20 protein-coding genes and 1 tRNA gene are annotated in these 18,477 nt (G+C 71.4%); 10 read left to right on the top strand and 11 right to left on the bottom strand.

What is annotated here, in order from left to right:
- Window positions 1–9 precede the first annotated feature (9 nt).
- Window positions 10–507, top strand: coding sequence for a VOC family protein (locus ACWEOE_RS04435; protein ID WP_452003814.1), 498 nt, complete (start codon window positions 10–12; stop codon window positions 505–507).
- Here ACWEOE_RS04435 and ACWEOE_RS04440 read toward each other — a convergent pair.
- From ACWEOE_RS04440 to ACWEOE_RS04465, 6 genes are all read right to left on the bottom strand, one after another.
- Window positions 495–3,110, bottom strand: a complete 2,616-nt coding sequence (locus tag ACWEOE_RS04440) for a P-loop NTPase fold protein (protein WP_452003817.1) — start codon at window positions 3,108–3,110, stop codon at window positions 495–497. The two genes, ACWEOE_RS04435 and ACWEOE_RS04440, sit on opposite strands and share 13 nt — an antisense overlap.
- A 726-nt stretch (window positions 3,111–3,836) precedes the next feature.
- A tRNA-Ala gene (locus ACWEOE_RS04445) sits at window positions 3,837–3,909 on the bottom strand.
- 71 nt (window positions 3,910–3,980) lie between these two features.
- A complete protein-coding gene (gene sepX, locus ACWEOE_RS04450; protein WP_452003819.1) occupies window positions 3,981–4,859 on the bottom strand; it encodes a divisome protein SepX/GlpR in 879 nt (292 codons plus the stop codon).
- Between the two features lie 161 nt (window positions 4,860–5,020).
- Window positions 5,021–5,680, bottom strand: coding sequence for a GNAT family N-acetyltransferase (locus ACWEOE_RS04455; protein WP_452003822.1), 660 nt, complete (start codon window positions 5,678–5,680; stop codon window positions 5,021–5,023).
- Complete coding sequence (gene glp, locus ACWEOE_RS04460; RefSeq protein WP_452003824.1) at window positions 5,680–6,963, bottom strand: molybdotransferase-like divisome protein Glp; 1,284 nt, start codon at window positions 6,961–6,963, stop codon at window positions 5,680–5,682. Before glp ends, ACWEOE_RS04455 begins: the two co-directional genes overlap by 1 nt.
- Window positions 6,960–7,865 (bottom strand): UTP--glucose-1-phosphate uridylyltransferase, encoded by a 906-nt coding sequence (locus ACWEOE_RS04465; protein WP_452003827.1) that lies wholly within the window; start codon window positions 7,863–7,865, stop codon window positions 6,960–6,962. The genes glp and ACWEOE_RS04465 overlap by 4 nt, the downstream gene beginning before the upstream one ends.
- Before the next feature lie 24 nt (window positions 7,866–7,889).
- Here ACWEOE_RS04465 and ACWEOE_RS04470 point away from each other — a divergent pair, with 24 nt between their 5' ends.
- The 4 genes from ACWEOE_RS04470 to mscL all read left to right on the top strand — a co-directional run bounded on the left by ACWEOE_RS04470 (window position 7,890) and on the right by mscL (window position 10,110).
- On the top strand, window positions 7,890–8,483 hold the full coding sequence (locus ACWEOE_RS04470; RefSeq protein WP_452003829.1) for a 5-formyltetrahydrofolate cyclo-ligase: 594 nt from the start codon (window positions 7,890–7,892) through the stop codon (window positions 8,481–8,483).
- A 90-nt stretch (window positions 8,484–8,573) separates the two neighbouring features.
- The gene (locus ACWEOE_RS04475) at window positions 8,574–8,894 is read left to right on the top strand and encodes an FmdB family zinc ribbon protein (protein WP_452003832.1); all 321 of its coding nucleotides are present in this window, start codon (window positions 8,574–8,576) and stop codon (window positions 8,892–8,894) included.
- 130 nt (window positions 8,895–9,024) lie between these two features.
- Entirely contained in the window at window positions 9,025–9,642 is a 618-nt protein-coding gene (locus ACWEOE_RS04480; RefSeq protein ID WP_452003835.1) for an SAF domain-containing protein, read from the top strand.
- Between the two features lie 60 nt (window positions 9,643–9,702).
- Window positions 9,703–10,110 carry a large-conductance mechanosensitive channel protein MscL gene (gene mscL / locus ACWEOE_RS04485; protein ID WP_452003838.1) on the top strand — a complete coding sequence of 136 codons (408 nt, stop codon included), beginning with the start codon at window positions 9,703–9,705 and terminating at the stop codon, window positions 10,108–10,110.
- Window positions 10,111–10,114: 4 nt separating this feature from the next.
- Here the strand turns inward: mscL and ACWEOE_RS04490 are convergent, their stop codons facing one another.
- Both ACWEOE_RS04490 and ACWEOE_RS04495 read right to left on the bottom strand, forming a co-directional pair.
- On the bottom strand, window positions 10,115–10,282 hold the full coding sequence (locus ACWEOE_RS04490; protein ID WP_452003841.1) for a hypothetical protein: 168 nt from the start codon (window positions 10,280–10,282) through the stop codon (window positions 10,115–10,117).
- 64 nt (window positions 10,283–10,346) lie between these two features.
- Complete coding sequence (locus tag ACWEOE_RS04495) at window positions 10,347–10,847, bottom strand: MogA/MoaB family molybdenum cofactor biosynthesis protein (RefSeq protein WP_220244409.1); 501 nt, start codon at window positions 10,845–10,847, stop codon at window positions 10,347–10,349.
- 121 nt (window positions 10,848–10,968) lie between these two features.
- Between ACWEOE_RS04495 and ACWEOE_RS04500 the strand changes: the two genes are divergently transcribed.
- A complete protein-coding gene (locus ACWEOE_RS04500; RefSeq protein ID WP_452003844.1) occupies window positions 10,969–12,030 on the top strand; it encodes an NAD-dependent epimerase/dehydratase family protein in 1,062 nt (353 codons plus the stop codon).
- A gap of 54 nt (window positions 12,031–12,084) precedes the next feature.
- A complete protein-coding gene (locus ACWEOE_RS04505; RefSeq protein WP_452003847.1) occupies window positions 12,085–12,921 on the top strand; it encodes an MBL fold metallo-hydrolase in 837 nt (278 codons plus the stop codon).
- A gap of 277 nt (window positions 12,922–13,198) precedes the next feature.
- Here the strand turns inward: ACWEOE_RS04505 and ACWEOE_RS04510 are convergent, their stop codons facing one another.
- Genes ACWEOE_RS04510 through ACWEOE_RS04520 form a run of 3 tightly spaced genes read right to left on the bottom strand, consistent with a single transcriptional unit; the run spans window position 13,199 to window position 16,370 of the window.
- Window positions 13,199–14,260, bottom strand: coding sequence for a sensor histidine kinase (locus ACWEOE_RS04510; protein WP_452003850.1), 1,062 nt, complete (start codon window positions 14,258–14,260; stop codon window positions 13,199–13,201).
- Complete coding sequence (locus tag ACWEOE_RS04515) at window positions 14,257–14,958, bottom strand: response regulator transcription factor (RefSeq protein ID WP_452003852.1); 702 nt, start codon at window positions 14,956–14,958, stop codon at window positions 14,257–14,259. Before ACWEOE_RS04515 ends, ACWEOE_RS04510 begins: the two co-directional genes overlap by 4 nt.
- An 8-nt stretch (window positions 14,959–14,966) precedes the next feature.
- Window positions 14,967–16,370 (bottom strand): hypothetical protein, encoded by a 1,404-nt coding sequence (locus tag ACWEOE_RS04520; protein ID WP_452003854.1) that lies wholly within the window; start codon window positions 16,368–16,370, stop codon window positions 14,967–14,969.
- 144 nt (window positions 16,371–16,514) lie between these two features.
- On the opposite strand from ACWEOE_RS04520, the gene ACWEOE_RS04525 reads away from it, so the two are divergent.
- Genes ACWEOE_RS04525 through ACWEOE_RS04535 form a run of 3 tightly spaced genes read left to right on the top strand, consistent with a single transcriptional unit; the run spans window position 16,515 to window position 18,477 of the window.
- Window positions 16,515–17,174 carry a glycosyltransferase family 2 protein gene (locus ACWEOE_RS04525; RefSeq protein WP_452003857.1) on the top strand — a complete coding sequence of 220 codons (660 nt, stop codon included), beginning with the start codon at window positions 16,515–16,517 and terminating at the stop codon, window positions 17,172–17,174.
- Window positions 17,171–17,851: a TIGR04282 family arsenosugar biosynthesis glycosyltransferase gene (locus ACWEOE_RS04530; RefSeq protein ID WP_452003859.1), complete on the top strand. Its 681-nt coding sequence runs from the start codon at window positions 17,171–17,173 to the stop codon at window positions 17,849–17,851. The genes ACWEOE_RS04525 and ACWEOE_RS04530 overlap by 4 nt, the downstream gene beginning before the upstream one ends.
- Window positions 17,848–18,477 carry a class I SAM-dependent methyltransferase gene (locus ACWEOE_RS04535; protein WP_452003862.1) on the top strand — a complete coding sequence of 210 codons (630 nt, stop codon included), beginning with the start codon at window positions 17,848–17,850 and terminating at the stop codon, window positions 18,475–18,477. The genes ACWEOE_RS04530 and ACWEOE_RS04535 overlap by 4 nt, the downstream gene beginning before the upstream one ends.

Genomic DNA, 18,477 nt, shown 5'->3' on the forward strand with positions numbered 1-18,477 from the left:
GGAGTCGCCATGCCCATCCGAGGTCTGAACCACGCCGTGCTCTGGGTCCGCGACGCCGCCCGCAGCAGCGCGTTCTACGTCGACGTCCTCGGTTTCCGCGCGGTGCACACCTCCGACCGCGCCGTGTTCCTCCAGGCGCCCGACTCCCGCAACGACCACGACCTCGGCGTCTTCACCCTCCCCGACGCGACCGCGGCCCCTTCGGGTTCCGTCGGCCTGTACCACCTCGCCTGGGAAGTCCCCACCCTCGCGGACCTGCGGACGTGCCTCGCCGCTTTGGAGGCCGCCGGCGCCCTCGTCGGCTCCACCGACCACGGCACCACGAAGGCCCTCTACGCCAAGGACCCGGACGGCATCGAGTTCGAGATCTGCTGGCTCGTCCCGCAGTCGTTGATCACCGACGCCGACCGCGCCCACAACGGCCCCCTCGACCTGGCCGCCGACATCACGCGCTTCGGCGCCGACTCGCCCGGCGAATCGGCCCGGATCCCCGCTCAGAGCACGTAGGAGAACCGGCGGATCACCGGCACCCACTTCTGCAGCTGCGCCAGGCTGTCGACTTCGAGCGGCACCTGCGTGAGTCCCTGGTGCAGCCGGAACCAGGCGCGCAGCTCGTCTTCGGCCAGCACTCCGACCACCCCGTTGCGCCAGGTCTCGCTCTCGCGCCGCGGCTCGCAGTCGGCGACGAACTCGGCCCACGTGGTCGTGCTCGCCCGTCGAGCGAGGCCGCCGCCGACCGATCGGCTCGGGTCGGCCGTGGCGTCCAGCGCCTTGCCGAGCAGGTGCGCCGGGGCCGTGAGCAGGCCGAGCAGCGCGACAACCACCTGGTACTCGCCGGGCTCGCCGTCGTCACCGAGGAACCGTGACGCGTCGGACAGGTCCCGGGTCGCGCGCAGCATGCGGTAGAGGTTGAACAGCCGCTTGGCTTCTCGTGGCGTGCCGACCAGCCGGTCCAAGGCGGACAGCAGGTCGATCTCCTGGTCGGTGAGCGCCCGCGGTGGCTTCGCCGCGCGTCCTCGGCTCCGGCTGTCCACTTCGGACCCGGCTTCGATGTCCGGTACGGCTGTCGGCGCGACGGGAGGAGCCAGCACCTCGGCGATCCGCGGGTTTTCGGTGACCGGCATCAGCGACCGCAGCAGCCGGCGCAGGCTGCCCGACGACATGCCGGGCAGCACCAGCGGCAGGTTGATGATCTTTTCCAGGTAGTCCTCGGGCGTCACGTGCCCGGGCGCGTCGGCCAGGATCTCGTCGTAGTGGCTGCTCAGCGACCGCGCGAGCCACCGCGGGTCGACGCCGACGACCACCACGAACAGCTCCAGCGCGAGCAGCAGGTGCACCGCCTCGAGCACCTCCACGACCTGGCGCGAGCTGCACCGGTCGAGGTCGTCGATGTAGAGCACGATCCGGTCGATCGCCTTGCCGCCCGGCTCGGGGTGCGCACGCCAGTCGGCCATCAGCTCGACGAGCTGCTCGAAGTCCTTGCGGATCGTCGAGACAAGGCCCAGGTTTCGCCGGTAGGCGCCGTCGCGTTCGGCCAAGAACGTGTACAGGTTGCGGCCTGGCGTCAGCTCGCTGAGCTGCCGGCCGATTTCGCCGACGCGGGCCACCACCTCACTCAGCTGCGCCTCGGCCACGCGCTGGTCGACCTCGGTCCTGCGGATGGCGGCCAGCAGGCGCGTGACCTCCGGCGAGGCCATGCCCGCCCGCAGATCGTCGCCGAGTTCCCGCAACGCCTGGATCCCCGACCGCGCCCGAGCGAGGAACGCGATGCCCGTGCCCCCCACCGCGACGAACCCGGCGCCCGCCGCCGTCAGCCACTGCCAGGCGTGCGGCGCGACGACGGCGAGAAGGAACCCAACCAGCAGGATCACCGCCGCCGCCGCGAGCGCGACCTTGCCCCAGCGGTCCCTGGGGGAACGCCGCAACGCCTCGGCGTCTGTCAACGCACCGCGCAGCTGCTCGACCAGCAACGCACCCTGCTCGGCTTCCTCCTGCACGCCCAGGCGTCGCCACACCTGCCGCGAACCCGCGAGCGCCCGGATCAGTGCCTTCCCGGTGGTGTCGCGCCTCGAAGTGGCTTTGTCGACGGCGGCTTGCAGCCTCGCGACCGTGGTCTGTGCTTGCTGCTTCGCGTCTTCCAGTTCCTTGGCCTGTTCGAGCCGCGCGCCCAGCTCGTCGCGGAGCTTCACGCGGCGCTCCTGCGCGGTCGGGCCCGGTCCGGCGAGCTGGCGGAGGATCTCGTCGCCGAGGCTGGCCCACAGGTTGGCGTCGGCGTAGTGCCAGGCGTTGAAGCCGATCTGCACGATCTCGTGCGTGTAGGCCGGGTTGCCGGAGTCCCCCAGCCGGCGCACTTCTTCGCGCAACAGGCCCATGAAGTAGCTCTTGCCGGACCCCCACTCACCGAAAACCCCCACCGACAACGGCAACGGGGTGCTCCGGTCGGCGATCACGGTCGCCAGCATCGACACGTACGGCGCGACCCCGAGCCGGTCCCGATCCAGCGGGATCCCGACGTTCGGGTCGACACGGTCGCTCGACACCCCGCCGGCGAGATCGGCCGCGTTCGTCTCGCCGTTCCAGGCCGCGCGGATCGCGGCTTCCGTTCCGGCGTCACGGCAGAGGAAGACCAGCCGTTGCAGGCTTCCGGCGCCGATCGAGAGGAGGGTTTTGACCGCCGCGGTCACCACGATCGACGCCACTCCATCCACGTCGAGCCCGAGGCTGCCGGTGCCCAGCAACGGCAGGCCCAGCGCGACCACACCGAGGTTCGCCGCCTTGTGCACGACGGCTTCGGTGGATTTGGCGATCGCCCGCAACGTCGGGTCCTGGAACGAACCACTGTCGTGCGGAGTCGCGAGCAGGGCGAACCGCAACACGTCGCCGATGGGGAGGGCCTGCGGCAGCTCCGGGGTGATCGAGTCGTACGCGATCGCCTCCCAGTCGGCCTCGGGAAATGCCTGGCTGACCTTCCGGCCGAGGCTGCCGAGCGTGCCGCCCACGGAGATCACGATGGCGTCGATCCCGGTTTCCCACGGACATTCCGTCCTCGCCACGAAACACGAAACCGCGGCCGCCGTGCCGAGTTCGTCGGGGTTTGCGTCCTCGGTCATGGCAGCAGCGTAACCGGGTTGCGGGCCCTTCTCACACTGCTTGGTCAGACGAGGACCGGACTCTCTACAGTGGACAAATTATGCGTCTTCCGCGCCAGGAAGATCATGACCGCCGCCAGGGCTCCAGCGCAGCTTTCCTCGACAGGCTACGACGGGTTCGCAAGTACGCGCCAAGGGGCGGAGACCAGCGCGAACAGAGCGGGAAACCGCTGTTTGACGAGTTTCGTACTGCGCTGCTGGAGGCCGGTTTCCCGTAGTAGCGGTACTTGCAGGACACCGCGTTGCTGGCTCGGTTGCTGGAGCCCTGACGCTGGAACGAGCAGAGGGGCGAGACCAGACGCCCGTCCCGAGCGAACCGTCTACTCGATCACCTCGGCGGGCCCCGAGCTCGCCTACGACCGGCTGCGCGAACTGCTGGCCAGCCTCACTCCGGAGTACCCCACCTACTGCGCCGCCCTCGCGTTCATGTCGCTGCTGACGACCCAGGACGCAGCCGAACGGCTCGAGCACCTTCTGCCGTCAGGCAACGGAAAAGCCGCCCACTCCAAAGTGGACGGCTCTCGACGTGATGCGGACCTTGCGGATACTTACTCGAACAAGGCGACCACCGCCAGGGGTCCAGGGGGCGGAGCCCCTTGGCGGGGGTTTGGAGTCCGACTCCCAGGAGACATTACGAAGAGAGCCCCGTTTGCGTCTTCGGCAAACAGGGCTCTCTTACGAACGGAGTGGAGCTGAGGGGAATCGAACCCCTGACCTTCTCGATGCGAACGAGACGCGCTACCAACTGCGCTACAGCCCCCAAGGAGCGTGAGCCCCTTGTTCAGTGCTCGTAGAGCGTATCAGCCCCCACGGAAGCACCGAACCCGGGGGTCACTCCCCGACCGCTCGCCGATACGGGCTGGTCCCGGGCTCGTCGAGCTCCTCGAAGGCCGGGTCCTCGTCGTCCAGGTCGACGACGACGGCCTGGCGGCGGATGCGCGACATCGGGGACGGTTTGCGTTCCACGATCTCGCGCGGCGCCGCCGAGACGACCTCGACGTGGTCCTCGGCCGAAGCCGAGGCCAAAGCCGAAGCCGGAGTCGACGCCGGCGCAGGAGCGGCAGGGCGTTCCGGGCGACGCGGCGCCGGGAGAGGCTCGCGGGTCTCGCGGCCGCCGTCCCGGCCCGAATACCGCGCCATCCGCCGCTGCCGGATGTCGTTCTCGATGCGGACCTGGCGGCGCAGGTAAGCGAGGTACCCGACCAGCACCAGGTCGACGATGGCGTTGCCCCACCAGGCCACGGACATCACGAAGCCCGCGAAGGCGGCCGACGCGACGGCGAGGATCAGCAGGATCACGACGATCCGCTGGCGGAACGAGTACTTCGCCCGCGCGGCGATCTCCGCGGCTTCGGGGTCGAAGCCGCCGCGGCCCGGGCGGTAGCCGGAGGAGCGGGGGCGCGACGGCTCGTCGCGCACCTCCGCGGCCGGCTGGGGCAGCGGTTCGTCTTCTTCGAGATCTTCATCTTCGAGGTCGGCGTCGAGCTCCGCCTCGAGTTCGGCGAGGTCGTCCTCCACCGAAGGTTTCGCATTTTCGGACACGGCGAACTCCTCCTGTCCTTCGCTGCGAGCTCCCCCGCTACGCACGACGCGTGCGGCGAGCGCGGACGACGGCGTCCGCGCGACCTGCTGGCGCTTGCGAGCCACCATGGGCACGAGAACGACGAGCCATGCCGCGGCGAGCGCGACGATGATCAGCGAGCTGGGCATCCCCCGTCACCTCCCCCGATCCTCTGCTGTAGTCACGCTAGCCACAACAGTCACACACGAGACGCAGACTCGCCGGGTTCGATCACGAAATCGCCTCACCGGATTAGGTGAATCTCACAGTATGTGGTAACGCGTGATCGGAACTGGACCCGTAGTCACCATCAGGCCAGGTCGGCGCGTCCCAGGGCCACGAGACGGGACACGAGGCCGTCGCCGATCTCCTCTTTCGTCACGGCGAAGCAGAGGTGGTCGCGCCACGCGCCGGCGACGTCGAGGTAGCGCTCGAAGAGGCCCTCCTGCCGGTAGCCGGCCTTGGTGAGGACGCGGATGCTCGCGTTGTTCTCCGGCCGCACCGTCGCCTCGAGCCGGTGCAGACCGGCGGCTTCGAAGGCGTGATCCGTCACGAGGGCGACGGCCGCCGTGGCGACCCCGCCGCGCACGATCTCCGACGACACCCAGTACCCGATCCAGGCCGATCGCAGCGACGCGCGGATGACGTTACCCACCGTGATCTGGCCCGCGAACTTTCCGTCGACCGTGATCGTGAACGGCAGGCACTGCCCGCGCCGGGCGAGGCCCCGCAGGGCCGCCCACTGCGAGGGCCACGACCAGAACGCGTTGCGGTCGGGCCAGGGTCCGATCCCGGTTGGCTCCCACTGTTCGAGGTGGTCACGGTCGCGCAGCCGGATGCGGCTCCACTCGCCCGCGTCGCGCAGCCGGACGGGCCGCACGCCGACGACCCCCGCCGGCACCCGCAGCCCGGCGAGCCTCGCGGGCCAGCCCGGGTGGCGGCTTTCGACCGGGTACGCGTACGAGCCCACTACGCCCGCTGCGCGAGGAACGTGACCTTCACCTGCTCCCCCGCGGCCACCTCGGTGAGGTCCTCGTCCACGGTGATCAGGCAGTTCGCCTCCGCCAGCGACGCCAGTAGGTGCGCGCCCGACGTGCCGAGCGGCTGCACGAGGTACTCGCCGTTGGCCTCGTCCCGCAACAGCTGGCCCCGCAGGTACCCTCGGCGGCCCTTCGTCGACGTGATCGGCGACAGCAACCGCGCGCCGACGATGCGCCGGTGCGGGTTGCGCGTGCCGCGGGCCGCGCGGATCAGCGGCCGGACCAGGACCTCGAACACCACCAGGGCGCTCATCGGGTTTCCGGGGATGAGGAACGTCGGCACGGAGTCGGGGCCGAGGCGCCCGAAACCCTGCACGGAACCCGGGTGCATGCCCACGCGCGTCATGTCGATGCGGCCGAGGTCGGACAGCGCGGCGTGCACCTCGTCGCCGGACGCGCCGCCGGCGCCGCCCGCGACCACCACGATCTCCGACATCAGCAGGCGGCCCTCGACGATCTCGCGCAGCCGCTTCGGGTCGCTCGGCACGATGCCGACGCGGCTCACCTCGGCGCCGGCGTCACGCGCGGCCGCGGCCAGCGCGTAGGAGTTGACGTCGTACACCTGGCCGGTCGAAGGCGTGCGGTCTACGTCCACGAGCTCGTCGCCCACGGACACGATCGATACGCGCGGCCGCGGGTAGACCAGCACCTTCGCGCGCCCGACGGCGGCGAGCAGGCCCACCTGCGCGGACCCGATGGTGTCGCCCTTGCGCACGGCGACGTCGCCGATCTGCACGTCTTCACCGGCGCGGCGCACGTAGGCGGCGGAGGGCACCGACTTGTGCACGGTGACCTTGGCCTGGTGCCCGTCGGTGTACCCGGTGGGCACGACGGCGTCCGCGAGCGTCGGCAGCGGCGCGCCGGTGTCCACGCGCACCGCCTGCCCCGGCTGCAGCCGCCGCGGCTGCCGGGAACCGGCCTGGATCTCGCCGACCACCGGCAGCTGCACCGGCTCCTGGCCGGCGGCGCGGACGTCGACGCTGCGGACCGCGTAACCGTCCACGGCGGCCTGGTCGAAGCCGGGCAGGGCGTGTTCGGCGACGACCTCCTCCGCGCACAGCAGGCCCTGCGCCTCGGAGATCGCCACGCGAACCGGCCGGGGCCGCACGGCGGCCTCCAGCGTCAGCGCGATCTGCGCGTCGACGGAGCGCAGCTCCGCCTCGGCAGGTTCCGGGGCCTCTTCGGCCGGGGCAGCGTCGAGGGAGTCCGTCATGGGCGTTCGGTCCCGATCCGTTCGGTCAGCCACGTCCGTAACGATGGCCCGTATTCGGGCGTTTCAAGCGCGAAATCGACGGCGGCGCGCAGGAAACCACCCGGATTACCCAGGTCGTGTCGTCCGCCGCGGTGCACGACCACGTGAACCGGGTGCCCTTCCTTGATCAACAGGGCCACGGCGTCGGTCAGCTGGAGCTCGCCACCGGACCCCGGTTCGATCCGGCGCAGCGCGTCGAAGATCGCCCGGTCGAGCAGGTAACGCCCGGCCGCGGCGTAGGTCGACGGCGCGTCTTCCGGCCGCGGCTTCTCGACCATGCCGTGAACCTGCTTCACGTCCGGGTCGTCGGTGTCGGAGACGTCGAACACGCCGTAGGGCGAGATCTGCTCCTTGGGGATGTCGAACGCGCAGAGCACACTGCCGCCGTGCTGCGCGCGCACCGCCGACATGCGGTCGAGCACACCGGTGGGCAGCACGAGGTCGTCGGGCAGCAGCACGGCGACGGCATCGTCGGAGTCGGTGAGGTTCGGTTCGGCCTGCGCGACTGCGTGGCCCAGTCCCAGGGCCTGCTCCTGGATCGCGACCTCGACCTCGAGCAGCCCCGGCCCGCGGCGGACCTTCTCGAGCAGCTCGGTCTTGCCCTTGGCCTCGAGCGTCTTCTCCAGCTCCGGCTGCGCCTCGAAGTACTTGACCACGGCGTCCTTGCCCGGCGAGGTGACGATCACCAGGCGTTTCGCCCCCGCGGCCGCGGCTTCGGTGGCGACGAGCTCGATGCCCGGCGTGTCGACCACCGGCAGCAGCTCTTTCGGCACCGCTTTCGTGGTCGGCAGGAACCGGGTCCCGAGTCCGGCCGCAGGCACGATGGCTGTTCTGAACGTCTGGGAGGTTGAGGCGCCCGTCATGGGCGCAAAGCCTAACGTGGTCGCATGCGGGCACCGGGCAATGAGCACCTGAGCAAGACGGAGTGGCGTGCACGAGTTCTTCAGGCGCGAGCCGCGTTGACCCCTTCGGAGCACGCCGCGGAGGCCGAGGCCCTGGCTGCGGTGGCCGCGTCGGTGGCTGCCCCGACCGTGTGCGCGTACGTGCCGTTCGACACCGAGCCGGGGGATGTTTCGCTGCTGAACGCCCTGGTCAAGGCTGGTTCACGCGTGCTGCTGCCGGTGATCCCCGACGTCGTCGGGCCACTCGATTGGGCGGTGTACACGGACGAGTCCACGCTCGTGCCCGGCCGGCTGCGCGGCATTCTCGAGCCGTCAGGGCCGCGGTTGGGGGTCGGCGCCGTGTCGGAAGCCGACGTGGTGCTCGTGCCGGCGCTGGCCGTGGACCGTCGCGGGGTGCGGCTCGGACGTGGCGCTGGTCACTACGACCGGTCGCTCGACTCGGGTGGCGCGGACCGGTTCGCGGTCGTGCGAGCCGAGGAGCTGGTGGATTCCCTCCCCGGTGAAGCCCACGACGTCCCGATGACCGGGGCACTGACCCCAGCCGGACTCGTCCGGTTGCCCGCTCCCACAGTGATGTGAGCCGGGGGGAATTGCGCACGGGGAATGCCGTCCAGCACAATTGGGTTGGCACTCTTGTCTCACGAGTGCCAGTTGCATGAAGGAGCTCCAGTGCCCACGTACCAGTACGCCTGCAAGGAATGCGACCACCGCTTCGAGGCGGTGCAGTCCTTTTCCGACCCCAGCCTGACCGTCTGCCCCCAGTGCTCCGGTCCGCTGCGCAAGGTCTACGGCTCGGTCGGCGTGGTCTTCAAGGGCAGCGGGTTCTACCGCACCGACTCGCGCGACTCGTCGAAGTCCAGCACCACGGCCGCCACCCCGGCGAAGACCGAGAGCAAGAGCGAGACGAAGACCGAGACGAAGAGCGAGTCGAAGACGAACTCTTCATCGTCCTCCTCCACCACGACAAAAACCGCGTCGACGGCCTCCTGACCCCCTGAGTTGTCCACAAGGGGGTAGTTGTCCACAGGTCGCGGAAGTTCCTCTTTCCGCTGGTCCAGACCGTCTCTAACGTCGGTTTCGTGCGGCAGGTCGCCGTACCGGAACCGACGAGGGGACGACCGTGGACACCCTGCTCGACCAGCTCCACTTCCTGCGCGGCCGGCGCGCCCGGCTCTTGCGCCGCTTCCTGGCCGCCGGTCTGCTGCTGGCTGGCCTGCTCGTTCTCCTGCACCCCGCGTCTGCCCGGGGTGCGCCTGCCACCGCCACCGTCGTGTCCGCGCGGGATCTGCCCGCGGGCTCGGTGCTGCGTGCGGCCGATCTGCGGCTGACCGATCTGCCCGACGACGTCCGGCCCGCCGGCGCGCTCGGATCTGTCGACGCGGCCGTGGGCCGGTTGCTGTCCGGGGCCGCACGCGCCGGTGAGCCGCTCACGGACGTCCGCCTGCTGGGAACGGCCGTACCCGCCAAGGGGGATTCCGGCTCGGTCACGGTAGCCGTCCGGCTCGCCGACGCGGGCGTCGCCGAGCTGCTGCGGCCGGGTCAGCACGTGGGTGTCGTCGCGGTACCGGATGCCACGCACAGCTCGGCTGAACTGGTGAAGGACGCCACGGTGGTCACCGTGCACCGCCCGGAGGACGGCGACAAGGGCCCGTTGGTCCTGCTCGCCCTCCCGGTGAGCTTGGCCACCGAGGTCGCTGCGACGTCGCTGGAACGACCCGTTACGGTTACTCTCCGCTAACCCGTCCCTGTTCCGATGGGCGGCAACACGCGTCCCCCCGAACCTTTCGAGGAGTAGCAGATGCTCAAGGGCTTCAAAGACTTCCTGATGCGCGGCAACGTCGTGGACCTCGCGGTCGCGGTCGTGATCGGCGCGGCGTTCACCGCGATCGTCACGGCGTTCACGAACGGTCTGATCAAGCCGCTGATCAACGCGATCGGGGGCAGCGACGCCGCGCAGGGTCTGGGCTTCTACATCTTCGAATCGAACAAGGGGTCGTTCCTGGACTTCGGGTCCGTGATCAACGCGGCGATCAACTTCGTGATCGTCGCCGCGATCGTCTACTTCCTGTTCGTGCTGCCGGTGAAGAAGCTGCAGGAGCGGCGCAAGCGCGGTCAGGAGCCGGGTCCGGCGGAGCCCACCGACGTCGAGCTGCTCAAGGAGATCCGCGACCTGCTGCGGGCCCAGACCGTCAAGTCGGACGACTGAGGGGTCAGCGGTCGTGGTGCGGTGGCCGGTTCTCCAGGTACCAGGAGTCCGGGGTGTCCCCGCTCAGGCCTCGCTCGTCCGAGGTGGTCTCGGGCAGCACGTCACCGAAGATCTCGTCGACCCGGCGGCGCTCGGCCGCGGTGTCGGCCGGGGGGCGTTCTTCACGTGGCATGGCCCCATCGTCCCACCCGCTGTTTGACAACTGCAGAGAGACGCACTGACCCGCGGGCGGGGGTTCAGACCTCGTCGAGGCCGGAGAGCTCGTCGATCACGTGCGGCACGAGCGAGGACAGGGTGGCCATGCCGTCGCGCACGGCGGCGCGCGAGCCGGCGAGGTTGACCACCAGCGTGCTGCCGGACACGCCGGCGAGGCCGCGCGAGATGCCGGCGTCGACCGCGCCCGCGGCGAGGCCCGACGCGCGCAGCGCTTCGCCGATACCCGGGATCGGCCGGTCGAGCACGCCGGCCGTGGCGTCGGGAGTGCGGTCGCGCGGCGACACGCCGGTGCCGCCGACCGTGATCACGAGGTCGGCACCACCGATCACCGCGGTGTTGAGCGCGTTGCGGATGCCGGCGGTCTCGGCCTCGACCACGACGACGCCGTCGACGATGAAGCCGGCTTCCTCGAGCAACTCGGTGACGAGCGGTCCGGTGTTGTCCTCGTGCTCGCCGTGGGCGACCCGGTCGTCCACGATCACGACGAGGGCCCGGCCCAGCCGCTGTGCGCTCCGTTCCATGCCGACACCGTATCCGGTGACGGCACCCGCCCGCCGCCGTGGGCGGGTGATTCCTGACGATTCGATGACGTGGTCCGGTTCGGCCGGGCGTGGGCCCGCCCACGCCCCTAGCGTCAGTCACGTGCGAGTACTGATCACCGGCGGTGCCGGGTTCATCGGGTCCCATATCGCCGACCGGCTGGCCGACGCGGGCGACGAGGTCGTGGTGCTGGACACGCTGCTGCCCACCGCCCACGGCACGGCCATGCCACCGGAGTACACGGGCCGCCACCGGTTCGTGCGCGGCGACGTCACGAACCCGGCCGAGGTCGCCGAGCTGCTCGACGGCGTGGACGCGGTGTGCCACCAGGCCGCCGTCGTCGGGCACGGTGTGGACCCCTCCGACGCGCCGTCGTACGCGCTGAACAACGACTACGGCACGGCGGTGCTGCTGGCCGGGATGCACGCCGCGGGTGTCCGCAAGCTCGTGCTGGCGTCGTCGATGGTGGTCTACGGCGAGGGCCGCTACTCGTGTCCGCGCCACGGGCTCGTGCCGCCGTCGCCACGGAGGCAGTCCGATGTGGACGCCGGCCGGTTCGAACCGACGTGCGGCGAATGTGGTGCGGAACTGCACTGGCAACTCGTGCCCGAAGATGCACCGCTGCTGCCCAGAAGTACCTACGCGGCAACGAAGCTGGCGCAGGAGCACCTGGCCGGGGCGTGGGCTCGGCAGACCGGGGGCACGGTGTGGGCGTTGCGCTACCACAACGTCTACGGGCCGCGGATGCCCCAGAACACGCCGTACGCCGGGGTGGCGTCCCTGTTCCGCTCGGCGCTCGAACGCGGCGAGGCCCCGACCGTGCTCGAAGACGGGCACCAGCAGCGGGATTTCGTCCACGTGCACGACGTCGCCCGCGTGAACGCCCTTGCCCTGCACGCGGACGGGCCGAGGGCGGACCTCACACCGCTCAACGTGTGCTCGGGTGAGCCGCACACCGTGGGGGATCTCGCGCGTGAGCTGGCGCGCGCGTACGGCGGGCCGGAGCCGCGGATCGTCGGGGGCGCGCGGCCGGCGGACGTCCGGCACGTGGTCGCCGACCCCGCACTGGCCCGGAAACTGCTGGGGTTCACGGCGGAAACGACGTTCTCCGAAGGCATCGCCTCGTTCGCCACGGCGGAGTTGCGCGCGCCCGTCGATGCCTGAGACGAAGGTCACTTCCCGGAATTATTTCCCCGCACCGTGATCTTGGTCGTGTTCATGCGATCCATCGGGGTGGGGAACATCGAGATCCACGCGTTGGCGGACGGCCGGATCCGGCTGCCGGCGCCCTTCTTCCCGGGACTCGACGCCCAGAGACATCCCGGCGCCTTCGCGGACGACGGCACCGTCCACGTGCCCACGGGCGCGTTCCTGGTCCGCGGCGGCGGCCGCACGATCCTCGTCGACGCGGGCCTCGGGCCGCGGGAGATCGAGTTCCCGGAAGGCCAGCGGCCCGACGACGGCGACATGGGCGCGGGCGGCGGCCTGCCCATCGCGCTCGCCGCGGCCGGGTGCTCACCGGCCGACGTCGACACCATCGTGCTCACGCACCTGCACTCCGACCACGTCGGCTGGCTGGCGCCGCAGGGAAAGCCGTACTTCCCGAACGCCGTGGTGCACTACGGCGCACCGGACTGGGCCGCGCTGGTGGACCCGGTCGGGCGCCACGACTGGACGCGGATGGGGCTGGAAACCGTACGCGCGCAGGGACATCTGGAGGAGCTGCACGGCGACGTGGAGATCGCGCCGGGCATCGTCGCGCGGCACGCACCCGGGCACACGCCGGGTCACTACGTCGTCGACGTCACCGCGGACGACCGCCGCGTGGTGCTGCTCGGCGACGTGCTGCACACGCCGGCGCAGCTGGTCGACTCGAACGTCCGGTTCATCAGCGACACGGATCCGTCGCTCGCGCTGCTGACGCGTCAGCAGTGGCTGCGCCGGGTCGCGGGCACGGACACGATCGTCGCGCCCGCGCACTTCCCGGGGATGCAGTTCTTCCGAGTGAGCGCGGATCGGGTGGCCGAGCCGGTGGACGCGGTCTCGGTCGGCTGATCCGCCCACTGTGGCGGTCGAAAGGTGCTGTCCGGCCCGCTGACCGGGTTCATCGGCGAGCACAGCCGGACGGCCACGACAACGACCAAGGACCGACCTGGACCTCCGACCGCCGGGACCGGCGATCGACTGGTCCACGGGGTCGCGGGCACGGACACGATCGTCGCGCCCGCGCACTTCCCGGGGATGCAGTTCTTCCGAGTGAGCGCGGATCGGGTGGCCGAGCCGGTGGACGCGGTCTCGGTCGGCTGATCCGTCCACTGTGGCCGGTTGGGCGTCAGACTCCCGCGGCGACCTTGGCCAGCGGCAGCCGGACCTCGAACCGGCAGCCTGGGCCGTGGTTGTGCACGCCGATGTGACCGCGGTGGGCTTCGACGAGTCCCTTGGCGATGGCCAGGCCGAGACCACCGCCGGAGGTCGTGCCGCTGCGGTCGGGGGTGCGGGCCTGGGTGCCGCGGAAGGCAACGTCGAAGACGCGGCCGATCTCGTCGTCGGGGATGCCGCCGCAGGAGTCGTCGACGGCGAGCAGGGCCTGGTCGCCGTCGATGCCGAGCTGCACGGCGACCGTGCCGTCGGGCGGGGTGTGGCGGATGGCGTTGGACACGAGGTTGCGCACGATCCGCGCGAGCTCGGGGTCGCTGCCGGACACGACCGGCCAGGCCTCGGCGTTCTCCAGCACGCGCACGCGTTTGCGCTCGGCCACGGGCGACTGCGCGGCGACGGCGTCGCTCACCACGTCGCGCAGCGGCACGGCCGACATGGTGAGTTCCAGCGCCCCCGCGGTGATGCGGGAGAGCTCGAACAGGTCACCCACCATGCCCGAAAGGCGTGTGGTCTCGCCGCTGATGCGCTGGGCGTAGTCGGCCACTTCCTCGCGCTCGGAGACCACGCCGTCGGCCAGGGCCTCGGCCATGGCCTGGATGCCGGCGAGCGGGCTGCGCAGGTCGTGGCTGATCCAGGCGACCAGCTCACGACGCGAGGCCTCGGCAGCGCGTTCGCGGTCACGCGCTTCGCGTTCCCACACGCTGCGGCGCGCGATCACGCGGCCGAGCACGATCGCGGCGGGCACCGTCACCAGGGCGACCAGCAGGCAGACGAGCAGCTCCGTCATCAGGGCCTCGGTGAACATGAACCCGCTGATGCCGAGCACACCGGCGAGCAGGGAGATCACCGGGATGAGCACGAGCACCGTCAGCGTGGTGGCCAGTGAACGCCGGCGTAGCCGGTAGAGCACCACGCCGCCGACCGCGGCGACCGGCAGCACGATCAACAGCGCGAACGGCAGGATGTGCAGGATGTGGGTGAGCATCTCCAGGGCGGAGTCACCGGCGCTGATCATGGCTGCTCCCGGTCGTAGCGGTAGCCGACACCCCAGACGGTGGCGACCCGCGTCGGCTTGGCCGGGTCACGTTCGATCTTCTCCCGCAACCGGCGCACGTGGACGGTCACCGTGGACTGGTCGCCGAAGTCCCAGCCCCACACCTTCTCCAGCAGGTCGGAGCGGGAAAAGGCGACGCCGGGGTGACCGAGGAAAAACGCGAGCAGGTCGAACTCGCGGGTGGTCAGCGGCAGTTCGGCGCCGTCGAGAGTGGCTTGGCGGGCGGTCATCTGCAGCCGCAGGTTGCCGTCGACCAGTTCGGGCGCGGGTGGTGCCGCGCGTGGCATGCGGGCGCGGCGCAGCACGGAAGCCACCCGCAGCGCGAGTTCCTTGGGGCTGAAGGGTTTCGTCACGTAGTCGTCGGCGCCCAGCTGCAGCCCGGCGATGCGGTTCTCCTCCTCGCCGAGGGCGGTGAGCATCACGACGGGCACCTGGCTCACCTGGCGCAGGCGGCGGCAGACCTCGAGGCCGTTGATGCCCGGCATCATCACGTCGAGCACCACGAGGTCGGGGGCGCGTTCGGCGAACAGCGCGAGGCCCGCGGCGCCGTCACCCGCGACGTCGACGGTGAACCCGGCGACCTCGAGGTAGCGGCGGACGACGTCACGCACCGTCTCGTCGTCGTCGACCACGAGCACCCGCCCGGCCTGGTCCTCCATGCCTCACCTCACCAGCTCGTCAGAAGAAGGTGGTTGACCGCGAGTGCGGTCACCGCCTGTCCGGCCAGCCACCAGCGGCGGCCGGGTGCGGGCAGCAGTGCCGTCATCGGCAGCAGCCACGCGCCGAACGGTAGCCAGATCCGTTCGACCTCCGCCTTCGACAGGCCGGACACGTCGGCGAAGACGATCGTGGCCACGGCGGCGATGCCGAGCAGCAGCACCGGGTCCTGCAGCAGGCCACGGCGTTCCCGGAGCCCACCGGTGACACCGCGCCGGGCCGCGGCCACCACGGCCGGGCCGGCGGCGACGGCGACGGCGGCCAGGTCGGCCCACACCCAGTACGAGTATGGCCGAAGCTGCGCGATGCCCTGGTAGTAGCGCTCGACGACGAGGTGGTAACCGTCGAGCCACCAGAACCCGGCCAGTGCGAAGGCGGCCACCACCGCCAGGGCGCCGACCACGGCGAGGGCGGCGGCACGCCACTGGCGGCCGAGCACGGCGACGGCGAGGGCGACGAGGCCGAGCAGGACGAGACCGTAGGAGAGAAAGGCGCCGTAGCCGAGCAGCACGCCGGCGGCCAGCGCGGTGGGCACGGCGTAGCGGCGGCCGTGGCTGAAGCCGACGGCGGCCAGCGCGAGCAGGGCGACGCCGGTGGCCGTGACGCCGGCGAAGAGGCCGTCGGCGGACACGCCCAACCAGACGGCGCCCGGGGAGAGCACGGCGAACGGCAGCACGGCGCGGGCGGCGTCGGCGCGGCCGAGCAGGGCGACCGTGGCCGGGACGGCGACGGCGACCAGGCCGGCCACGAGCACCACGGCCGTCGAGGCCCAGGCGCCGCCGCGCAGGCCGAGGTGGTCGAGCCAGACGAACACGAGCGTGGCGCCCGGCGGATGACCGGAGACGTGGGTGGTCCACGAGTTCGGCTGGAAGTCGAGGATGCGGGACGTGAACTCGCGCAGGAAGCGCGGGATGTCGGTGATGCCCGGGACCTCGTGCAGGTATTCCTGCGGGGTGGTGAGGCGGCCGGTGAAGCCGCGGGACCAGCCGTCGACCATGGCGAGGGAGAAGATCCAGGCGAGCGACGTCGCGTAGCCGGCGGCCAGCGCCCGTCGCCAGGACAGCCGGGCCGCGAGGGTGGGTCCCCACAGGACCACGGCGGCCGCGACCAGCACGGCGAACACCGAGCCCGGGCCCACGTGGGGCAGCCAGTGGGCGAAGATCGGCGGGGCGAACGCGTAGATCACCACGCCGGAGTTCGGGCGGTTGTAGTAGAGCCCGACGGCGGCCGCGGCGGCGACCAGCACGAGAGCGGCGCCGACCACGAGCACGTCTGCCCGCACGCCGGTGCGGGTGGGTTCGGGTGGTGGCGCGGGCGGCTCGGCGAGCCGGGCGGCCGAAGTCGACTCGCTCATCGACCGCACGATAACCCCGGTTCGGCTCGGGCACCGGGGTGAACGCCGCAGCTGTGAGAACTCGGTAAGAACTGCGGTCGCGTCATGATTCGGTAAGCACCACAAGGGTTCTCGTCCGTCCTTTACGGACCTACCGTACGCGGGGTGAGCGATCTTCAGGTAGACGTCGTGCTTCCGTGCCTCGACGAGGCGGGGGCGTTGCCCGGTGTGCTGGCCGCGCTGCCGGCCGGGTTCCGCGCGATCGTGGTGGACAACGGTTCGTCGGACGGCTCGCCCGACGTGGCGGCCGCGCTCGGCGCGAAGGTGGTGGACGAGCCCCGGCGTGGGTACGGCGCGGCCGTGCACACGGGGCTTGAAGCGGCGACGGCGGACGTCGTGTGCTTCGCCGACGCCGACGGCTCCCTCGATCTCGGCGACCTGCCGCGGCTCGTGGCCGCGGTGGAGGGTGGCGCCGACCTCGCGGTGGGGCGGCGGGTGCCGACGGGGCGGGGCGTGTGGCCGTGGCACGCGCGGGCGGGCAACGCCGTGCTTTCGCTGCTGTTGCGCAGCCGGGGGCTGCCCGTGCGTGACATCGCACCGCTGCGGGCGGCTCGACGGGAGGCGTTGCTGGGGCTGGGGGTCACCGATCGCGCGTTCGGGTATCCGCTGGAGCTGCTGATCCGGGCGCAGCGCGCGGGCTGGCGCGTGCGGGAGTTCGACGTGAGCTACGGCGAGCGCGCGAAGGGCACGAAGTCGAAAGTGTCCGGCTCGGTGCGGGGCACGCTGCGCGCGGTCCGCGACTTCGTGCGAGTGCTGGCCCGATGAGCGCCCGGTTCTGCGTGCTGGTGGTGGCGAAGGCGCCCGTGCCCGGCTTCGCGAAGACCCGGCTGTGCCCGCCCGCGACGGCGCGGCAGGCGGCGGAGATCGCGGCTGCGGCGTTGCTGGACACACTCGACGCGGTGTGTGCGACGCCGGGAGTGATGCCCGTGGTCGCGATGACGGGTGACCTGGGCGCGGCCGCGTGTGCGAGCGAGCTCGGCCGGTCGTTGCGGCGGACAACGGTGATCGCCCAGCGCGGCTGGGATTTCGGGGCGCGGCTGGCGAACGCGCACGCCGACGTGGCGTCGGTGCACGCCGGGCTACCGGTGCTGCAGCTCGGCATGGACACGCCGCAGGTGACGCCGGAGCTGCTGGGGGCGTCGATCGAGCCGGTGCAGCGGGGCGTGCACGACGCGGTGCTGGGGCCGGCCGTGGACGGTGGCTGGTGGGCACTCGGGCTGCGGGATCCGCACCACGCGCAGGTGCTCGCCGACGTGCCGATGTCGGAAGTGGACACGGGCGTGCGCACGCGTCGGGCGCTCGCGGCCGGGCTGTCCGTGGGGACACTCGCCGAACTGTCCGATGTGGACACCATGGTTGACGCCGTGCGCGTGGCCGAGGAGGCGCCTCACGGGCGGTTCGCGGCGGCCGTGCGCGCGGTCGAAGGACGGGAAGTCGCGTGAGGAAACTGAGTATCGGCACGGAGTTCGACCGCGGGCTGCTGGGGCAGCACTGCTGGCTCGAGCTCGCCAACGGCGACCGGGTCGACCTGCCGGTCGACCGCTGGACCGACGGCTGCGACCTGGGTGACACGGTGCTGCTCGACGCGTGCGACGGCCCGACGCTCGACATCGGCTGTGGCCCGGGGCGGCTCACGGCGGCGCTGGCCAAGCGGGGCGTGGTGGCGCTGGGCGTGGACAGCTCCCCCACCGCCGTGCGGCTGACGCAGGAGCGGGGCGCGGTGGCGCTGCGGCGGGACGTCTTCCAGCCGTTGCCCGGCGAGGGCCGTTGGCACCACGCGCTGCTGGCCGACGGGAACATCGGCATCGGCGGCGACCCGGTGGCGCTGCTCGGCCGGCTGGGTGAGCTGATCTCGTCGGACGGTGACGTGCTGGTGGAGCTCGAACCGCCGGGCCGTGGCGTACGGCGCTCGGCGGTGCGGCTGCTGCCGGGCGCGGCGGCGCGGTGGTTCGGCTGGGCGTGGGTGGGAGCCGACGCGATCGCGGAAGTGGCGATGCGAGCGGGGTTCCGGGTGGACTGGACGACGAGCCGCGGGCACCGGTGGTTCGCGAAGCTGGAGCGGGCATGA

The organism is Amycolatopsis sp. NPDC004368 (assembly GCF_053602515.1).

What these genes read in the sequence shown, in the direction of transcription:
- ACWEOE_RS04505 (WP_452003847.1), top strand. Translation starts at nt 12,085, where the DNA reads ATGCGATCCATCGGGGTGGGGAACATCGAGATCCACGCGTTGGCGGAC.
- ACWEOE_RS04520 (WP_452003854.1), bottom strand. Translation starts at nt 16,370, where the DNA reads ATGAGCGAGTCGACTTCGGCCGCCCGGCTCGCCGAGCCGCCCGCGCCA.
- ACWEOE_RS04435 (WP_452003814.1), top strand. Translation starts at nt 10, where the DNA reads ATGCCCATCCGAGGTCTGAACCACGCCGTGCTCTGGGTCCGCGACGCC.
- ACWEOE_RS04490 (WP_452003841.1), bottom strand. Translation starts at nt 10,282, where the DNA reads ATGCCACGTGAAGAACGCCCCCCGGCCGACACCGCGGCCGAGCGCCGC.
- ACWEOE_RS04515 (WP_452003852.1), bottom strand. Translation starts at nt 14,958, where the DNA reads ATGGAGGACCAGGCCGGGCGGGTGCTCGTGGTCGACGACGACGAGACG.
- ACWEOE_RS04495 (WP_220244409.1), bottom strand. Translation starts at nt 10,847, where the DNA reads ATGGAACGGAGCGCACAGCGGCTGGGCCGGGCCCTCGTCGTGATCGTG.
- sepX (WP_452003819.1), bottom strand. Translation starts at nt 4,859, where the DNA reads ATGCCCAGCTCGCTGATCATCGTCGCGCTCGCCGCGGCATGGCTCGTC.
- ACWEOE_RS04470 (WP_452003829.1), top strand. Translation starts at nt 7,890, where the DNA reads ATGCGGGCACCGGGCAATGAGCACCTGAGCAAGACGGAGTGGCGTGCA.
- glp (WP_452003824.1), bottom strand. Translation starts at nt 6,963, where the DNA reads ATGACGGACTCCCTCGACGCTGCCCCGGCCGAAGAGGCCCCGGAACCT.
- ACWEOE_RS04465 (WP_452003827.1), bottom strand. Translation starts at nt 7,865, where the DNA reads ATGACGGGCGCCTCAACCTCCCAGACGTTCAGAACAGCCATCGTGCCT.
- ACWEOE_RS04510 (WP_452003850.1), bottom strand. Translation starts at nt 14,260, where the DNA reads ATGATCAGCGCCGGTGACTCCGCCCTGGAGATGCTCACCCACATCCTG.
- ACWEOE_RS04530 (WP_452003859.1), top strand. Translation starts at nt 17,171, where the DNA reads ATGAGCGCCCGGTTCTGCGTGCTGGTGGTGGCGAAGGCGCCCGTGCCC.
- mscL (WP_452003838.1), top strand. Translation starts at nt 9,703, where the DNA reads ATGCTCAAGGGCTTCAAAGACTTCCTGATGCGCGGCAACGTCGTGGAC.
- ACWEOE_RS04440 (WP_452003817.1), bottom strand. Translation starts at nt 3,110, where the DNA reads ATGACCGAGGACGCAAACCCCGACGAACTCGGCACGGCGGCCGCGGTT.